Raw genomic sequence first — 15,108 nt, 5'->3', positions numbered from 1 at the left:
CGGCGGTCCTACTGACCGCTCTCCGCCGTCCGGGCGGTGCCGGTGTAACCGTGCGGATTGAGCCGCTGGAAACGCCAGGCGTCCCGGCACACGTCGGCCAGGTCCCGGGTGGGGCGCCAGCCCCAGGCGCGGCTCACGGCCGACGCGTCCACGACCAGCTCGGCGACGTCCCCGGGGCGGCGCGGGGCGACGGCGTAGGGCAGGGGCCGGCCGCAGGCGCGGGAGAACGCCCCGACCACCTCGAGGACCGAACGGCCCGTTCCCGCGCCGAGGTTGTACACCCGCATCCCCGGCGCGTCGACCAGGTGGTCCAGCGCGACACGGTGCGCCTCGACGGCGTCCATGACGTGCAGGTAGTCCCGTACGCCGGTGCCGTCGGGGGTCGGGTAGTCGTCGCCGAACACGCTGAGCAGCTCGCGCCGGCCGACGGCCACCTGGGCGAGGCGGGGCAGCAGGTTCTCGGGGGTGCCGCGCGGGTCCTCCCCGAGGAGCCCGCTCGGATGGGCCCCGGCCGGCACCGGGTAGCGCAGGCAGAGCACGGTGAAGTCGGGATGGCTCCGGCAGACGTCGCCGAGGATCTGCTCGCACATCCACTTCGAGGTCGCGTAGGGGGTGCCGGGCCGGACCGGGGTCGCCTCGTCGAGCGGACCACCCCCGGCGTCGCCGTAGATCCAGCAGGAGGAGGGGAACACCAGCCGGTGCACGCCGTGCTCCTGCATGGTGTGCAGCAGGGCGGTCGTGCCGCCGACGTTGGTGTCGTAGTACGCGGCGGGCATCCGTGTCGACAGGCCCCCCGCCTTGTGCGCGGCGAAGTGCACGACGACGTCCACGGAGTGTCGGTCGAAGACGGCCGTGAGGGCGTGACGATCACGGATGTCCAGTTCGTAGACGGCGCCGACGAACCGGCCGGCGATCCGTTCGACCCGCGCGAGGACCTGCGGCGAGCTGTTGGAGTAGTCGTCGACCACGATCACCTCGTAGCCGTGGTCGAGCAGCTCCACGCAGGTGTGGCTGCCGATGAACCCCGCCCCGCCCGTGACCAGGACGGTCGAGGGCGCCCAGGACGAGCCGGCTTGCCGGGTGGTCGGCAACTGGTTGCTGCGGACCATGCCAGGACTCCCGCGTCGGGTGCGTCGCCACCGTATGTTTACGGTGTATATGTACGACTTTGCACCCGGTGCGGGGGGTGGGTCAAGGCCTCACCAGCAACTGGAAGTCGAACGAGTACCGCGAGGCGCGGTAGACGTGCGTGCCGTACTCGACCGCGCGGCCGGTGTCGTCGAAGGCGGTGCGCCGCATGGTGAGCAGCGCCGCCCCCTCCGCCTCGTCCAGACGCGCCGCCTCCCGCGCCGTGGCCGCACGGGCGCCCACCCGCTGGCGGGCACTGTGCAGGGTGATGCCCGCCGCGCGCAGCATCCGGTACAGGCCCGTCGACTCCAGGCGCGCGCCGTCCAGGTCGAGCAGCCCGGACGGGAGGTGGTTGCGCAGCAGGGCCACCGGCGTGCCGTGGGTGCTGCGCAGCCGCTCCAGCAGGACGACCTCGCTGCCCTCGGGCACCCCGAGGGCGGCCGCCACGTCGCAGGCCGCCGGGACCGTCTCGTGGCGCACGACCCGGGTGGCCGGCCCCTGCCCGGCCGCCTCCAGGTCGTCGTACAGGCTGCTCAGTTCCAGCGGGCGCCTGACCTTGCTGTGCACCACCTGCGTGCCCACTCCGCGCCGGCGGACCAGCAGGCCCTTGTCGACCAGGCACTGGATGGCCTGGCGGACGGTGGGGCGGGACAGGCCGAGGCGGACCGACAGGTCCACCTCGTTGCCCAGCAGGTCCCCGGGGGCGAGGAGCCCCTGCCCGATCGCCCGCTCCAGCTGCTGTGCGAGCTGGTGGTACAGCGGCACGGGGCTGATCCGGTCCGGGGCGAAGTGCAGCGAGGCGAGGGCGGGGGCGGCCGCGGTGCGGGTCCGGTCACCGGTCTTCGCCATGGAGATGCCCCTTTCCGAGGGTCGGGTCGAGCAGCGCAGCCGGAGCGGTGGCGGTGGCGTCAGAGGTGGCGGCGGCGCCCGGCGGCCCCGCGGTCGTAGCGGGCACGGGCCTCGACCGCGGCCGGCCGGGAGGCGGTCTCGGCGACGGGCACGTCCCACCAGGCCTCGGCCGGCGGGGCGGTCGGGGCGGGGTCGGTCTCCACGTACACGCACGTCGGCCGGTCCGCGGCGCGGGCCGCGGCCAGGGCCTCCCGCAGCTCCCGCACGGTCTTGGCGCGCAGCACGTCCATGCCGAGGCTCGCGGCGTTGGCCGCCAGGTCGACGGGCAGCGGGGCGCCGGTGAAGGTGCCGTCGGCGGCCCGGAACCGGTAGGCGGTGCCGAAGCGCTCCCCGCCGGTCTCCTCCGACAGGCCGCCGATGGAGGCGTAGCCGTGGTTCTGCAGCAGGACGACGGTGAGCGGCAGACCCTCCTGGACGGCCGTGACGATCTCCGTCGGCATCATCAGGTAGGTGCCGTCGCCGACCAGCGCCCACACGGGCGTACCCGGGGCGGCCTGCTGGACGCCGATGGCGGCCGGGATCTCGTAGCCCATGCAGGAGTAGCCGTACTCCAGGTGGTACTGGCGCGGGCTGCGCGCGCGCCACAGCTTGTGCAGGTCGCCGGGGAGCGAACCGGCGGCGTTGATCACCACGTCCTCGTCGCCCACGACGGCGTCCAGCGCGCCCAGCACCTGTGTCTGGGTCGGCACCGCGCTGTCGTCGGTTGCCCGGTAGGCGGCCTCGACGACCTCCTCCCAGCGCTCCTTGCCGGCGCGGTACTCGGCCTCGTACGCCTCGGGCACGCGGTGTCCGGCCAGTGCCCCGGTCAGCTCCTCCAGCCCGGCGCGGGCGTCGCAGACCAGGGTGCGCGCCGCCAGCTTGTGGGCGTCGAAGCCGGTGATGTTCACGTTGAGGAACCGCACGTCCGGGTTCTGGAAGAGCGTGCCGGAGGCGGTGGTGAAGTCGGTATAGCGGGTGCCGACGCCGATGACGAGGTCGGCCGCGCGGGCGAGGTCGTCGCTGACGGCCGTACCGGTGTGGCCGATGCCGCCGAGGTCGGCGGGGTGGTCGTGGCGCAGGGAACCCTTGCCCGCCTGCGTGGAGGCCACCGGGATGCCGGTGGCCTCCACGAACGCCTTCAGGGCGTCCTCGGCCTCGCTGTGATGGACGCCGCCGCCCGCCACGATCAGCGGCCGCTCGGCCGACCGGATCGCCTCGACGGCCGCCGCCAGCTCCACGGGGTCCGGGGCGGGACGCCGGACGTACCAGACGCGCTCGGCGAAGAACTCCTCCGGCCAGTCGTACGCCTCCGCCTGCACGTCCTGCGGCAGGGCGAGGGTGACGGCGCCGGTCTCGGCCGGGTCGGCCAGTACGCGCATCGCCTGGAGCGCGGAGGGGATCAGCGCCTCGGGGCGGGTGATGCGGTCGAAGTACCGCGACACCGGGCGCAGGGTGTCGTTGACCGACACGTCGGCCTCGACCGGGTGCTCCAGTTGCTGCAGCAGCGGGTCGGCCGCGTGCGAGGCGAAGTAGTCCCCGGGCAGGAGCAGCACCGGCAGCCGGTTGATCGTCGCGAGCGCCGCCCCGGTGACCAGGTTGGTGGCGCCCGGGCCGATGGAGGTCGTGACCGCCTGGGCGGACAGGCGGTTGAGCTGGCGGGCGTGGCCGACCGCCGCGTGCACCATGGACTGCTCGTTGCGGCCCTGGTGGTACGGCATCGCCTCGGCGTGCTCGAGCAGCGCCTGGCCGATCCCGGCGACGTTGCCGTGGCCGAAGATGCCCCAGGTCCCGGCGATCAGCCGGCGGCGCACGCCGTCGCGCTCGGTGTACTGGGCGGACAGGAACCGCACCAGGGCCTGGGCGGTGGTCAGTCGGCGGGTGCGGGCGCTCATCGGGTCCTCTCCGGGGCGGTGTAGAGGGGCAGGCGGGGGTCGACCGGCTGGTCCGGCCAGGTGTCACGGATCCAGGCGTGGTCGGGGTGGTCGCAGATCAGCCAGGCGCGCTCGGCCTCCGGACCCGCCATGACGTTGAGGTAGTACATGTGGTGGCCGGGTGTGGCCATCGACGGGCCGTGCCAGCCGTCCGGGATGAGCACCACGTCGCCGTCGCGGACCTCGGCCAGCACGTCGGTGTCCCGGCCGGGGCCGGAGGGGGAGACCCGCTGGTAGCCGAGGCCGGGGACGCCGTCGTGGCCGGCGAACTCGAAGTAGTAGATCTCCTCCAGCACCGACTCCTCGCCCGGCCGGTGCTCGTCGTGCTTGTGCGGCGGGAACGACGACCAGTTGCCGCCGGGGGTGATCACCTCGACCGCGATGAGCTTGTCGCACTCGAAGACGCCGGCCGCGCCGAAGTTGTTGACCTGCCGGGAGCAGGTGCCGGTGCCGCGCAGCTCCACGGGGACCTCGGAGGCGGGGCCGTAGCGGGCGGGCAGCCGGCGCGTGCAGCGCGCTCCGGTCAGCGCGAACCGGCCGCCGGCGGCGGAGGCCACGGTGGCCCGGGCGTCGCGTGGCAGGTAGGCGAAGTCGCTGACGCCGCTGAAGACGTCGGGGCGGCCGGTGAGGTCGAAGGTGTCCTGGCCGAAGTCGTCCGCCGCGGCGACGGTGCAGCCGCCGGAGAGCGGGACGACGATCCACTCGCTGTCGCCGGTGTCGAAGGTGTGCGTGCCGCCCGGCGGCAGCTCCAGGACCCGCAGACCGGCGAAGGCCCAGCCGGCCGACCCGGGCGTGACGTCGACGGTGTAGGGGCCGCCCCGGGCCTTGCCCGCGGGAAGGTGATACGTCATCGTGTGCCTTTCGGATCACGGCGGAATCGACTCACGAACCGGTTCACAGACTGGCTCACAGCAGGCCGACGGCGGTGTCCACCGCCTCCTCCACACTGCCCCCGGCCGGGTAGAGCAGCGACCGTCCGACGACCATCCCCTGGACGGTCGGCAGCCGCAGGGCCTTGCGCCAGCGTTCGTAGGCGCCCTCCTGGTCGCCGCCGACCTCGCCCCCCAGCAGCACCACCGGCAGGGTGGAGGCCTCCAGCACCGCCCCCATGTCGTCCGGGTCGTCGGTGACGGGCAGCTTCAGCCAGGTGTAGGCGGAGGTGCCGCCCAGACCGGAGGCGATGGCGATCGACCTGGTGACGGCCTCGGCGGACAGGTCGTTGCGGACCCTGCCGTCGACCCGGCGGGAGATGAACGGCTCGACGAACAGCGGCAGCCGCCGGGCGGCCATGGCGTCGACCGCCCGGGCGGAGGACTCCAGCGTGGCCAGCGAGCCCGGGTCGTCGTAGTCGATGCGCAGCAGGAGCTTGCCCGCGTCGAAGCGGAGGCGGTCGATGTCCTCGGCCCGGTGGCCGGTGAAGCGGTCGTCCATCTCGAAGGAGGCCCCGGCCAGGCCGCCGCGGTTCATCGAGCCCATGACGACCTTGTTCTCCAGCACGCCGAGCAGGAGCAGGTCGTCCAGGATGTCGGCGGTGGCGAGCACCCCGTCGACACCGGGCCGCGACAGCGCGGTGCACAGCCGCTCCAGCAGGTCCGCGCGGTGCGCCATGGCCAGGCGGCGGTCGCCGACCGCCAGCGCGCCGCGCGCCGGGTGGTCGGCGGCCACGATCATCAGCCGGCCGCTCTCGCCGAGCAGCGGGCGCCGCGTCCGGCGGGCCGCGGCCTCGGCGACCGCCTCGGGGTTGCGGGCCCGGACCGTGGTCAGCTCGGGAATGCCGATGTTCAAGGAAGGCTCCGTTTCAGTGGCTCGTGCCCGGCGACGGCACGCCGGCGAGGAGGTCCTCGACCTCGGACGCGGTGGGCATCGCGGAGGAGCAGGCGAGGCGGGAGGCGACGAGGGCGCCGGCGGCGTTGGCGTGGCGCATGGTCCGCTCCAGGTCCCAGCCGGCGAGCAGACCGTGACAGAGGGCCCCGCCGAAGGCGTCGCCCGCCCCCAGGCCGTTGACCACCTCGACCGGCACCGGCGGCACCTCGGCCCGGCTGCCGTCGCGGTGCACGGCCAGCACGCCCTTCGGCCCCTGCTTGACCACGGCCAGCTCCACCCCCGCCTCCAGCAGGGCGTCGGCGCAGGCGTGCGGTTCGCGCACCCCGGTGGCGATCTCGCACTCGTCGAGGTTGCCGACGGCGACCGTGGCGTTGCGCAGGGCCTCGCGGTAGTGCGGGCGTGCCTCCTCGGGGTCGCGCCAGAACATCGGACGCCAGTCGAGGTCGAAGACGGTGACGCCGGCCCGGTCGCGGGCCTTGAGGGCGGCGAGCGTGGCCGAGCGGCTCGGCTCCTCGCTCAGGCCGGTGCCGGTGATCCAGAAGATCCGGGCCCCGCGGATCGCGAAGAAGTCCAGTTCGCCGGTGTGGATCTCCAGGTCGGGCGCCTTGGGGCGGCGGTAGAAGTACAGCGGGAAGTCGTCCGGCGGGAAGATCTCGCAGAACGTGACGGGCGTCGGGTACGCGGCGACCGGGGTGACCCAGCGGTCGTCGACGCCGAAGCCCGTCAGCTCCTGGTGCAGGTACGCGCCGAAGGGGTCGTCGCCGGTACGGCTGATCAGTGCCGTGCGGCGGCCCAGGCGGGCGGCGGCCACGGCCACGTTCGCCGCCGAACCTCCCAGGAACTTCCCGAAGGTCTCCACGTCGGCCAGGGGCACGCCCGTCTGGAGGGGATAGAGGTCGACCCCGATGCGGCCCATCGTGATGACATCGAAATACTGGGCTGGCCCGGTCATGGGCGACCTCCTCGGAAGCTGGGGATGCGGCCCCGAGGGGCCCCTGACACGGTGGGGGCGGGGATCCGCGGGACCTGCCGCCTCCCAGGTGTAGGTCGCGGAGGGCGGCGCTGTCAATACTTTGTTCTTACATTCGGACCTGCTCGTGAAATGATGTCTTAACAAAGTATTGACAGCGGGCGCGGCAGGGACTTGTATCCCGTGCCATCGCAACAGTCGGTGTGCGGCATCATGATCCGGACTCCGTAAGGCTCCGGGACCACGGATCCCTTCGTGATCCCTCCCTTTCCCCCGCAGCAGCACAGTGAGGTGCCAGGAAAGATGGACCGCTCTTCCCACCCCCGCTCCCGCAGGCTCGCGCCCGTCGTCGCCGTCGCCGCGGCGGCGGCCCTGACCCTCGCCGGCTGCTCCAGCAGTTCCGGGGGCAAGAAGTCCGAGGAAGGCGGCGCGAACGCCTCCGCCGGCAAGGCGAACACGCCCCGCATGACCGTCGCCCTGGTCACCCACCAGGCACCCGGTGACACCTTCTGGGACACCGTCCGCAAGGGCGCCGAGGCCGCGGCCGCCAAGGACAACATCAAGCTCGTCTACTCCGCCGACCCGAACGCGGGCAACCAGGCCAACCTGGTCCAGAACGCGATCGACCAGAAGGTCGACGGGATCGCCGTCACCCTCGCCAAGCCGGACGCGCTCAAGGGCGTCATAGGCAAGGCCGAGAAGGCCGGCATACCCGTGGTGGGCCTCAACAGCGGCCTCAGCGACTGGAAGGACCTCGACCTGCTGGAGTTCTTCGGCCAGGACGAGTCCGTCGCCGGTGAGGCCTTCGGCAAGAAGCTCAACGAGGTCGGCGCCAAGCACGCGCTGTGCGTGGTGCAGGAGCAGGGCAACGTCGGTCTGACCCAGCGCTGCGACGGCGTGGAGAAGACCTTCGACGGCAAGCTCGACACCCAGAACGTCAACGGCACCGACATGCCGTCCGTGAAGTCGACGATCACCGCCAAGCTGAAGCAGGACCCGTCGATCGACTACGTCGTCACCCTCGGCGCCCCCTTCGCCCTGACCGCGGTCCAGTCCGTCGGCGACGCCGGCAGCAAGGCCGAGATCGCCACGTTCGACCTGAACAAGGACCTGATCAAGGCCATCAAGGCCGACGACATCAAGTTCGCCGTCGACCAGCAGCCCTACCTCCAGGGCTACCTGGCCGTCGACGGCCTGTGGCTCTACAAGAACAACGGCAACTACAGCGGCGGCGGCGAGCAGCCCGTGCTGACCGGCCCGGCCTTCGTCGACAAGTCCAACGTCGACCGGATCGGGGAGTTCGCCGCGAAGGGCACCCGGTGATGAGCATGACCCAGCAGGCCACGCCGGCGGTGGACACACCGCCGGCCCCCGGCCCCCGGCAGTCCGACGGGCGCACGCGGCAGCGGCCGCTCGCCCTGCGGCTGCTCGCCCGCCCCGAGGTCGGGGTCTTCCTCGGCGCCGTCGCCGTCCTCGTGTTCTTCCTGTTCGCCGCGCCTCCCGTGCGTGACGGCAGCTCCATGGCGAACATCCTGTACCAGTCGTCGACCATCGGGATCATGGCGCTGCCCGTGGCCCTGCTGATGATCGGCGGCGAGTTCGACCTGTCCGCCGGCGTCGCCGTGGTCACCTCGGCGCTGACCGCGTCGATGCTCAGCTACCAGCTCACCCTGAACGTCTGGGTCGGCGTGGTCGTCGCCCTCCTGGTGTCCCTCGGGATCGGCGCCTTCAACGGCTGGATGCTGGTGAAGACCGGCCTGCCCAGCTTCCTCGTCACCCTCGGCACCTTCCTGATCCTCCAGGGCGTCAACCTCGCGGTGACCAAGCTGGTCACCGGCAACGTCGCCACCGACGACATCAGCGACATGGACGGCTTCGCGCAGGCGCAGAAGATCTTCGCCTCGAGCTTCGAGGTCGGCGGCGTCAACGTCAAGATCACGGTGGTGTGGTGGCTGGTCTTCGCCGCCCTGGCCACCTGGGTGCTGCTGCGCACCCGGTACGGCAACTGGATCTTCGCCGTCGGCGGCAACAAGGACTCCGCGCGGGCCGTCGGCGTGCCCGTGACCTTCACCAAGATCTCCCTGTTCATGCTGGTCGGCTTCGGCGCCTGGTTCGTCGGCATGCACCAGCTGTTCTCCTTCAACACCGTCCAGTCCGGCGAGGGCGTGGGCCAGGAGCTCATCTACATCGCCGCGGCCGTCATCGGCGGCTGCCTGCTCACCGGCGGCTACGGCTCCGCGATCGGCCCGGTCTTCGGCGCGTTCATGTTCGGCATGGTGCAGCAGGGCATCGTCTACGCCGGCTGGAACCCGGACTGGTTCAAGGCCTTCCTCGGCGTCATGCTCCTCGGCGCCGTCCTCATCAATCTGTGGGTCCAGCGCACGGCGACCCGGAGGTGACCGCGATGACCAGCAACACACCCGGCACCCACGGCGCCGTCCTGAAGGACGAGCCGACGGCCGGAGACCGCCCCCTCGTCGAACTGCGCGACGCGGGCAAGTCCTACGGCAACGTCCGCGCCCTGCACGGCGTCGACCTCGCCGTCCACCCCGGCAAGGTGACCTGCGTCCTCGGCGACAACGGCGCCGGCAAGTCCACCCTCATCAAGATCATCTCGGGGCTGCACCAGCACACCGAGGGCGAGTTCCTCGTCGACGGCGAGCCCGTGCGCTTCTCCACCCCGCGCGAGGCCCTCGACCGGGGCATCGCCACCGTCTACCAGGACCTCGCGGTCGTCCCGCTGATGCCGGTGTGGCGCAACTTCTTCCTCGGCTCCGAGCTGACCAAGGGCCCCTGGCCCGTGCGGCGCCTCGACATCGAGAAGATGAAGAAGACGGCGGACGAGGAACTGCGCAACATGGGCATCGTCCTGGACGACCTGGAGCAGCCCATCGGCACGCTCTCCGGCGGCCAGCGCCAGTGCGTCGCCATCGCCCGCGCCGTCTACTTCGGCGCCCGCGTCCTCATCCTGGACGAGCCGACCGCGGCCCTCGGCGTCAAGCAGTCCGGAGTGGTGCTGAAGTACATCGCCGCCGCCCGCGAGAAGGGCCTCGGCGTCATCTTCATCACCCACAACCCGCACCACGCCTACATGGTCGGCGACCACTTCAGCGTGCTGCGCCTCGGCACCCTGGAGATGTCCGCGGACCGCAGCGAGGTCAGCCTCGAAGAGCTCACCAACCACATGGCCGGTGGCGCCGAACTCGCCTCCCTGAAGCACGAGTTGGCGCAGGTTCGCGGCGTCGACGTCCAGGGGCTCCCCGAGGAGGGGGAGATCGGTGCTCCCGCAGCCGCGTCGTCGTCGGAAGGAAAGTCCTGACATGGCCCACGCGCTCGACCGCATCCGGGTCGGTTCCGCCCCCGACTCCTGGGGTGTCTGGTTCCCCGACGACCCCCGGCAGGTGCCCTGGGAACGCTTCCTCGACGAGGTCGCCGAGGCCGGCTACTCCTGGATCGAACTCGGCCCCTACGGCTACCTGCCCACCGACCCGGCCCGGCTCACCGACGAGGTGACCCGCCGCGGCCTGAACGTCTCGGCCGGCACGATCTTCTGCGGACTGCACCGCGGCCCCTCCGAGTGGGACTCCACCTGGGAGCAGGTCAGCCGGGTCGCCGCGCTCACCCAGGCCATGGACGCCGGGCACCTGGTGGTCATCCCGTCCTTCTGGCGCGACGACAGGACCGCCGAGATCCTGGAGCCGCCGGAGCTGACGACCGAGCAGTGGCGCCACCTCACCACCGGCATGGAGCGCCTCGGCCGGGAGGTCAAGGACACCTACGGCCTGGACATCGTGGTGCACCCGCACGCCGACACCCACATCGACACCGAGGAGCACGTCGAGCGCTTCCTCGACTCGACCGACTCCCGGCACGTCAACCTCTGCCTGGACACCGGGCACTACGCCTACTGCGGCGGCGACAGCGTCAAGCTGATCGAGACCTACGGCGAGCGCATCGGCTACCTGCACCTGAAGCAGGTCGACCCGGAGATCCTCGCCGACGTCGTGAAGAACGAGGTCCCCTTCGGGCCGGCCGTCGCCCGCGGTGTGATGTGCGAACCGCCCGCCGGTGTGCCGGAGCTGGGTCCGGTCCTGACCGCGGCGCAGAAGCTCGGCGTGGACCTGTTCGCCATCGTCGAGCAGGACATGTACCCCTGCGAGCCGGACAAGCCGCTGCCGATCGCCGTGCGGACCCGCGCGTTCCTCAGGTCCTGCGGCGCCTGACGACCCGAAAGGACGGCCATGACCGAGCGTGCCCCTCTCGGAGTCGCGGTCATCGGAACCGGACGGATGGGCGCCGACCACGCCCGCCGCATCCACGAGGTCACCAGCGGAGCACGGGTGGCCGCCGTCGCGGACGTCGACGCGGAGCGGGCGAAGGCCGTCGCCGCCCGCGTCGGCGGCTGCACCGTCCACACCGACCCGGTGGCCGCGATGGAGGCGGACGGCGTCGACGCCGTCCTGATCGCCTCCCCGGGCCCGGCCCACGAGGCCGCGCTGCTCGCGGCGTTCGCACGCGACCTGCCCGTGCTGTGCGAGAAGCCCCTCACCCCCGACGCGGCCTCCGCCCTGCGCGTCCTGGAAGCCGAACAGCGCCTCGGCCACCGCCGGGTCCAGGTCGGCTTCATGCGCCGCTACGACCCCGAGTACGCCAGGCTGAAGACCCTGCTCGCGACGGGGCAGCTGGGCCGCGCGCTGATGCTGCACAACCGGCACCGCAACGTCGCCAGCGCGCCCTCCTTCACCAGCTCCATGCTGGTCACCGACTCCGTCGCCCACGAGGCCGACGCGACCCGCTGGCTGCTGGGCCACGAGATCACCGCCGTCACCGTGCTGCGCCCCACCCCCTCGGCCGGCGCCCCGGACGGCCTGCAGGACCCCCAGTTCGTCGTCTTCGAGACCGACGGCGGCGCCCTCAGCGACGTCGAGATCTTCGTCAACTGCGGCTTCGGCTACCAGGTCCAGGCCGAGCTGGTCTGCGAACGCGGCACCGCCCGCATCGGCGACGGACACGCCCTGGTCACCCACATGGCCGGCCGCTGGGGCGGCACCATCGCCCAGGACTGGACCGAACGCTTCGAGACCGCCTACGACCGCGAGATCCAGACCTGGGTCGACGCCACCCGGCGCGGTGAGGTCACGGGCCCGAGCGTCTGGGACGGCTACGCCGCGGCGGCGGTGTGCGAGGCGGGCGTCCGGGCGCTGCACGACGGCGGACGGGTGGCGGTCGAACTGGTGGACCGACCCGCGCTGTACGCCTGAGGAGCCGCCCGCAGGGGGAAGGGCCCGGTACCGGTACCGGGCCCTTCCCCCTGCGGGCCTGGCGCGCGCTCACACGCGGGCCGCACGCGCGGCGGCCGCTCAGGCCTGCCGCACCTCCTCGATGGTCACCGGCCGGTGCTCGTGCAGCGACAGCGTGCACGCCTCGGCGATCCAGCCCGCCTCCAGGGCGTCCTCGATCGTGCAGGGCGAGGGCCGCACACCGGCCACGACCTCGGTGAAAGCGGTCAGTTCGGCACGGTAGGCGTCGGTGAAGCGGTCCATGAAGAAGTCGTGCGGGGTGCCCGCCGGGAACGTCACGCCCGGCTCGACCGAGCGCAGCGGCAGCTTGTCCTCCAGGCCGACCGCGATGGAGTCCGCGAAGCCGTGGATCTCCATGCGGACGTCGTAACCCCGGGCGTTGTGACGGGAGTTGGAGACGACCGCGAGGGTGCCGTCGTCCAGCGTGAGGATCGCGCCCGTGGTGTCGGCGTCGCCGGCGTCCTTGATGTAGTCCGCACCGCGGTTGCCGCCCACCGCGTAGACCTCGCTCACCTCGCGGCCGGTCACCCAGCGGATGATGTCGAAGTCGTGCACGGAGCAGTCGCGGAAGATGCCGCCCGACGCGGCGATGTAGGCGGCCGGCGGGGGCGCCGGGTCGAGCGTGGTCGAGCGGACCGTGTGCAGCGTGCCGAGTTCACCGCCCAGCACGGCCGCGCGGGCGTTGACGAACCCCGCGTCGAAGCGGCGGTTGTAGCCGATCTGGACCGGCACGTCCGCACCCCGCAGGGCCCGGAGCACCTCGACGCCCTCGCCCATGGTGCGGGCCACGGGCTTCTCGCAGAACACCGGCACGCCGGCCTCCACCCCGGCCAGGATCAGCGCGGGGTGGGCGTCCGTGGCGGCCGCGACGACGATGCCGTCCACCCCGGCGGCCAGCAGGGCCTCCGGGGAGTCCACGACCTCGGCCCCGAACCGCTCCGCGGCGGTCTTGGCCGCGTCCGCGAACGGGTCGGTCAGCACGAGGGAGTCGACGGCGTCGAGTCCGGAGAGGGTCTCGGCGTGGAAGGCGCCGATGCGGCCGAGGCCGAGGATTCCGATACGCATGAGGTGGTGCTCCTGGAGAGGGTGAGGGGGCGTGCGGGTGGTGCTCAGTCGAGTCCGCCGAGGACGTTCTGGTCCCAGTCGATCACCGACCCGGTGACCACCCCGGACCGGTCGGACAGCAGCAGGACGACGAAGTCGGCGATCTCGTCCGGCCGGCCCAGCCGGCCCATGGGCAGCCTGGCGGCGGCTTCCTCGCGCCAGTCGTCCCCGGCCCCGTGGAAAGCCCGCTGCGTGGCGTCCTCGCCCTCGGTCGCCGTCCAGCCGATGTTCAGCCCGTTGATCCGGATGCGGTCCCAGCGGTGCGCGTGCGCGGCGTTGCGGGTCAGGCCGATCAGGCCGGCCTTCGCGGCGACGTACGGGGCGAGGAACGGCTGGCCGCCGTGGGCCGACGACGTGATGATGTTGACGACCGTGCCGGGCGCCCCGCGCGCCACCATGTCGGCGACCGCCGCCTGCATCGCGAAGAACGGCGCCTTCAGATTGATGGCGATGTGCTGGTCGAACAGGTCCGGCGTGGTGTCCAGCAGGGTGCCCCGGGACGTCAGCCCCGCCGAGTTGACCAGGCAGTCGATCCGCCCGTGGGCGCCGACGGTCCGCGCGACGGCGCCCCTGGCCTGCTCGGCGTCGGCGAGGTCGGCCCGTACGAAGCGGGCCCTGCCGCCCGCGGCGGTCAGTTCCGCGGCCAGCGCCTCGCCCGGCCCGGTGCGCCGGCCCGTGACGACGACGGCCGCTCCCTCGCGCACCGCGGCCCGCGCGACGGCCGCGCCGACCCCCTGGCTGCCGCCGTTGACCAGGACGACCTTGTCCTCGAGAAGTCCCATGGAGTTCCTCAGCTCTCCCGCCGCCGCGCGGCGGCCCGCAGCTCCGCCCGGAGCACGTCCGGTTCCCACCGCTGGGCGAGCGCCCGCCGTACCAGGTCCGCCTGCGAGGGTGGGGCCAGTCCGTCCAGCGGCGGGTCGCGGTCGAGGTTGGTGGGGAAGGGGTAGCCCTCGGCGCTCGCCGCGACCACGTGCTCCAGCCAGGCCCGGTCCGCGCCCTCGGCCTGGCGCCTGAGCAGCACCGGGTACACGGCGCCGACGACGGCCTCCCGGTCCACCGTCTCCATGGCCCGCCCGAACGCCGACGACACCTGCAGCAGATTGGCCATGCGCCGGATGCCGGTGGAGCGGTTGGTGCCGGCCGCGTGGAAGAGAGCCGGGTTGAAGAACACCGCGTCGCCCTTGGCCAGCGGCAACTGCACCTGGTGCGCCTCGAAGTAGGCCCGGAACTCCGGGCGCCGCCAGGCGAGGTAGCCCGGCTCGTACTTCTGCGAGTGCGGCAGGTACCTCGTCGGCCCGGACTCCACCGGCATGTCGCAGTGCGCGACCGCCCCCTGGAGGGTCAGCACGGGGGAGAGGCGGTGCACGTGCGCCGGGTAGGCGGCGGCCGCCTCGTCCGTCAGGAAGCCCAGGTGGTAGTCGCGGTGGGCGCTCTGCGCGGCGCCGCCCGGGTTGACCACGTTCAGCTGGGAGGTGACCTGGTAGCCGGGGCCCAGCCAGGCGGTGGCCACCAGGGCGAGGACGTCGTTGGCGTAGTAGTCGGCGAACGCCTCCGCGTCGTGCAGGGCCGCCTTCTCCAGCGCGTTCCACACGCGGTCGTTGGCGCCGGGCGCGGCGAAGTGGTCGCCGGCGGCGGCGCCCGAGGCGCGCTGCTCGGCGATCAGCGCCTCGAAGACGGCGGTGGCCCGGTCCACGACCCCCGGATCGGGGAAGGCCCCGCGGAAGACGACGATGCCGGGGCCGTCGGCGAGGGCCCGCACCAGCTCGGCCTGCACCACGCGGTCGCCCTCGAGCAGCGCGCAGTCGTACACGGGCACGTCGCGCTCCACGGTGGAGGCGTGCGGGTAGTCGGTGGGATCCGTCGCCTGCTCGACCAGGGCGCGGAACGCGTCGAGGTCGCAGTCCTGTTCGGACAGCCAGGCGCGGTGGTGGACGGAAGTGAAGGACATCGTCGTCCCTTCGGG

The 15,108-nt window shown here is 72.6% G+C and carries 14 protein-coding genes; 5 read left to right on the top strand and 9 right to left on the bottom strand.

Annotation, left to right across the window (positions count from 1 at the left end; all coding sequences use genetic code 11):
• Positions 1-8: 8 nt before the first annotated feature.
• The 6 genes from galE to iolC all read right to left on the bottom strand — a co-directional run bounded on the left by galE (position 9) and on the right by iolC (position 6,723).
• A complete protein-coding gene (gene galE, locus ACH4C6_RS08610) occupies positions 9-1,109 on the bottom strand; it encodes a UDP-glucose 4-epimerase GalE (RefSeq protein WP_398107772.1) in 1,101 nt (366 codons plus the stop codon).
• Positions 1,110-1,191: 82 nt separating this feature from the next.
• Positions 1,192-1,977, bottom strand: coding sequence for a GntR family transcriptional regulator (locus ACH4C6_RS08605; protein ID WP_398107771.1), 786 nt, complete (start codon positions 1,975-1,977; stop codon positions 1,192-1,194).
• Between the two features lie 59 nt (positions 1,978-2,036).
• Complete coding sequence (iolD, locus tag ACH4C6_RS08600; RefSeq protein WP_398107770.1) at positions 2,037-3,908, bottom strand: 3D-(3,5/4)-trihydroxycyclohexane-1,2-dione acylhydrolase (decyclizing); 1,872 nt, start codon at positions 3,906-3,908, stop codon at positions 2,037-2,039.
• A complete protein-coding gene (gene iolB / locus ACH4C6_RS08595) occupies positions 3,905-4,798 on the bottom strand; it encodes a 5-deoxy-glucuronate isomerase (RefSeq protein WP_398107769.1) in 894 nt (297 codons plus the stop codon). Before iolB ends, iolD begins: the two co-directional genes overlap by 4 nt.
• Before the next feature lie 55 nt (positions 4,799-4,853).
• Entirely contained in the window at positions 4,854-5,732 is an 879-nt protein-coding gene (locus tag ACH4C6_RS08590; protein WP_398107768.1) for a deoxyribose-phosphate aldolase, read from the bottom strand.
• A 13-nt stretch (positions 5,733-5,745) separates the two neighbouring features.
• On the bottom strand, positions 5,746-6,723 hold the full coding sequence (iolC, locus tag ACH4C6_RS08585; RefSeq protein ID WP_398107767.1) for a 5-dehydro-2-deoxygluconokinase: 978 nt from the start codon (positions 6,721-6,723) through the stop codon (positions 5,746-5,748).
• A 321-nt stretch (positions 6,724-7,044) separates the two neighbouring features.
• Here iolC and ACH4C6_RS08580 point away from each other — a divergent pair, with 321 nt between their 5' ends.
• The 5 genes from ACH4C6_RS08580 to ACH4C6_RS08560 are packed head-to-tail and all read left to right on the top strand — an operon-like array spanning position 7,045 to position 12,002.
• The gene (locus ACH4C6_RS08580; RefSeq protein WP_398107766.1) at positions 7,045-8,064 is read left to right on the top strand and encodes a sugar ABC transporter substrate-binding protein; all 1,020 of its coding nucleotides are present in this window, start codon (positions 7,045-7,047) and stop codon (positions 8,062-8,064) included.
• Complete coding sequence (locus ACH4C6_RS08575; protein ID WP_398107765.1) at positions 8,064-9,140, top strand: ABC transporter permease; 1,077 nt, start codon at positions 8,064-8,066, stop codon at positions 9,138-9,140. The genes ACH4C6_RS08580 and ACH4C6_RS08575 overlap by 1 nt, the downstream gene beginning before the upstream one ends.
• A 5-nt stretch (positions 9,141-9,145) precedes the next feature.
• Entirely contained in the window at positions 9,146-10,060 is a 915-nt protein-coding gene (locus tag ACH4C6_RS08570) for an ATP-binding cassette domain-containing protein (RefSeq protein ID WP_398107764.1), read from the top strand.
• Between the two features lies 1 nt (position 10,061).
• Positions 10,062-10,964 (top strand): sugar phosphate isomerase/epimerase family protein, encoded by a 903-nt coding sequence (locus ACH4C6_RS08565; protein WP_398107763.1) that lies wholly within the window; start codon positions 10,062-10,064, stop codon positions 10,962-10,964.
• A gap of 18 nt (positions 10,965-10,982) precedes the next feature.
• Positions 10,983-12,002, top strand: a complete 1,020-nt coding sequence (locus ACH4C6_RS08560) for a Gfo/Idh/MocA family protein (protein WP_398107762.1) — start codon at positions 10,983-10,985, stop codon at positions 12,000-12,002.
• Positions 12,003-12,101: 99 nt separating this feature from the next.
• Here the strand turns inward: ACH4C6_RS08560 and ACH4C6_RS08555 are convergent, their stop codons facing one another.
• The 3 genes from ACH4C6_RS08555 to ACH4C6_RS08545 are packed head-to-tail and all read right to left on the bottom strand — an operon-like array spanning position 12,102 to position 15,093.
• Entirely contained in the window at positions 12,102-13,106 is a 1,005-nt protein-coding gene (locus ACH4C6_RS08555; protein WP_398107761.1) for a Gfo/Idh/MocA family oxidoreductase, read from the bottom strand.
• A 44-nt stretch (positions 13,107-13,150) separates the two neighbouring features.
• Positions 13,151-13,927, bottom strand: coding sequence for an SDR family oxidoreductase (locus ACH4C6_RS08550; RefSeq protein ID WP_398107760.1), 777 nt, complete (start codon positions 13,925-13,927; stop codon positions 13,151-13,153).
• Positions 13,928-13,935: 8 nt separating this feature from the next.
• On the bottom strand, positions 13,936-15,093 hold the full coding sequence (locus ACH4C6_RS08545) for a phytanoyl-CoA dioxygenase family protein (protein WP_398107759.1): 1,158 nt from the start codon (positions 15,091-15,093) through the stop codon (positions 13,936-13,938).
• Positions 15,094-15,108: the final 15 nt, after the last annotated feature.

This window comes from Streptomyces sp. NPDC017943 (assembly GCF_044328425.1).
In the GTDB taxonomy this organism is placed as follows: Bacteria; Actinomycetota; Actinomycetes; order Streptomycetales; family Streptomycetaceae; genus Streptomyces; species Streptomyces djakartensis_A.
This window is presented reverse-complemented; position numbering and strand designations above follow the sequence as displayed.

What these genes read in the sequence shown, in the direction of transcription:
- ACH4C6_RS08555 (WP_398107761.1), bottom strand. Translation starts at nt 13,106, where the DNA reads ATGCGTATCGGAATCCTCGGCCTCGGCCGCATCGGCGCCTTCCACGCC.
- ACH4C6_RS08565 (WP_398107763.1), top strand. Translation starts at nt 10,062, where the DNA reads ATGGCCCACGCGCTCGACCGCATCCGGGTCGGTTCCGCCCCCGACTCC.
- iolD (WP_398107770.1), bottom strand. Translation starts at nt 3,908, where the DNA reads ATGAGCGCCCGCACCCGCCGACTGACCACCGCCCAGGCCCTGGTGCGG.
- ACH4C6_RS08570 (WP_398107764.1), top strand. Translation starts at nt 9,146, where the DNA reads ATGACCAGCAACACACCCGGCACCCACGGCGCCGTCCTGAAGGACGAG.
- ACH4C6_RS08580 (WP_398107766.1), top strand. Translation starts at nt 7,045, where the DNA reads ATGGACCGCTCTTCCCACCCCCGCTCCCGCAGGCTCGCGCCCGTCGTC.
- ACH4C6_RS08545 (WP_398107759.1), bottom strand. Translation starts at nt 15,093, where the DNA reads ATGTCCTTCACTTCCGTCCACCACCGCGCCTGGCTGTCCGAACAGGAC.
- ACH4C6_RS08560 (WP_398107762.1), top strand. Translation starts at nt 10,983, where the DNA reads ATGACCGAGCGTGCCCCTCTCGGAGTCGCGGTCATCGGAACCGGACGG.
- iolC (WP_398107767.1), bottom strand. Translation starts at nt 6,723, where the DNA reads ATGACCGGGCCAGCCCAGTATTTCGATGTCATCACGATGGGCCGCATC.
- iolB (WP_398107769.1), bottom strand. Translation starts at nt 4,798, where the DNA reads ATGACGTATCACCTTCCCGCGGGCAAGGCCCGGGGCGGCCCCTACACC.
- ACH4C6_RS08550 (WP_398107760.1), bottom strand. Translation starts at nt 13,927, where the DNA reads ATGGGACTTCTCGAGGACAAGGTCGTCCTGGTCAACGGCGGCAGCCAG.
- galE (WP_398107772.1), bottom strand. Translation starts at nt 1,109, where the DNA reads ATGGTCCGCAGCAACCAGTTGCCGACCACCCGGCAAGCCGGCTCGTCC.
- ACH4C6_RS08605 (WP_398107771.1), bottom strand. Translation starts at nt 1,977, where the DNA reads ATGGCGAAGACCGGTGACCGGACCCGCACCGCGGCCGCCCCCGCCCTC.
- ACH4C6_RS08575 (WP_398107765.1), top strand. Translation starts at nt 8,064, where the DNA reads ATGAGCATGACCCAGCAGGCCACGCCGGCGGTGGACACACCGCCGGCC.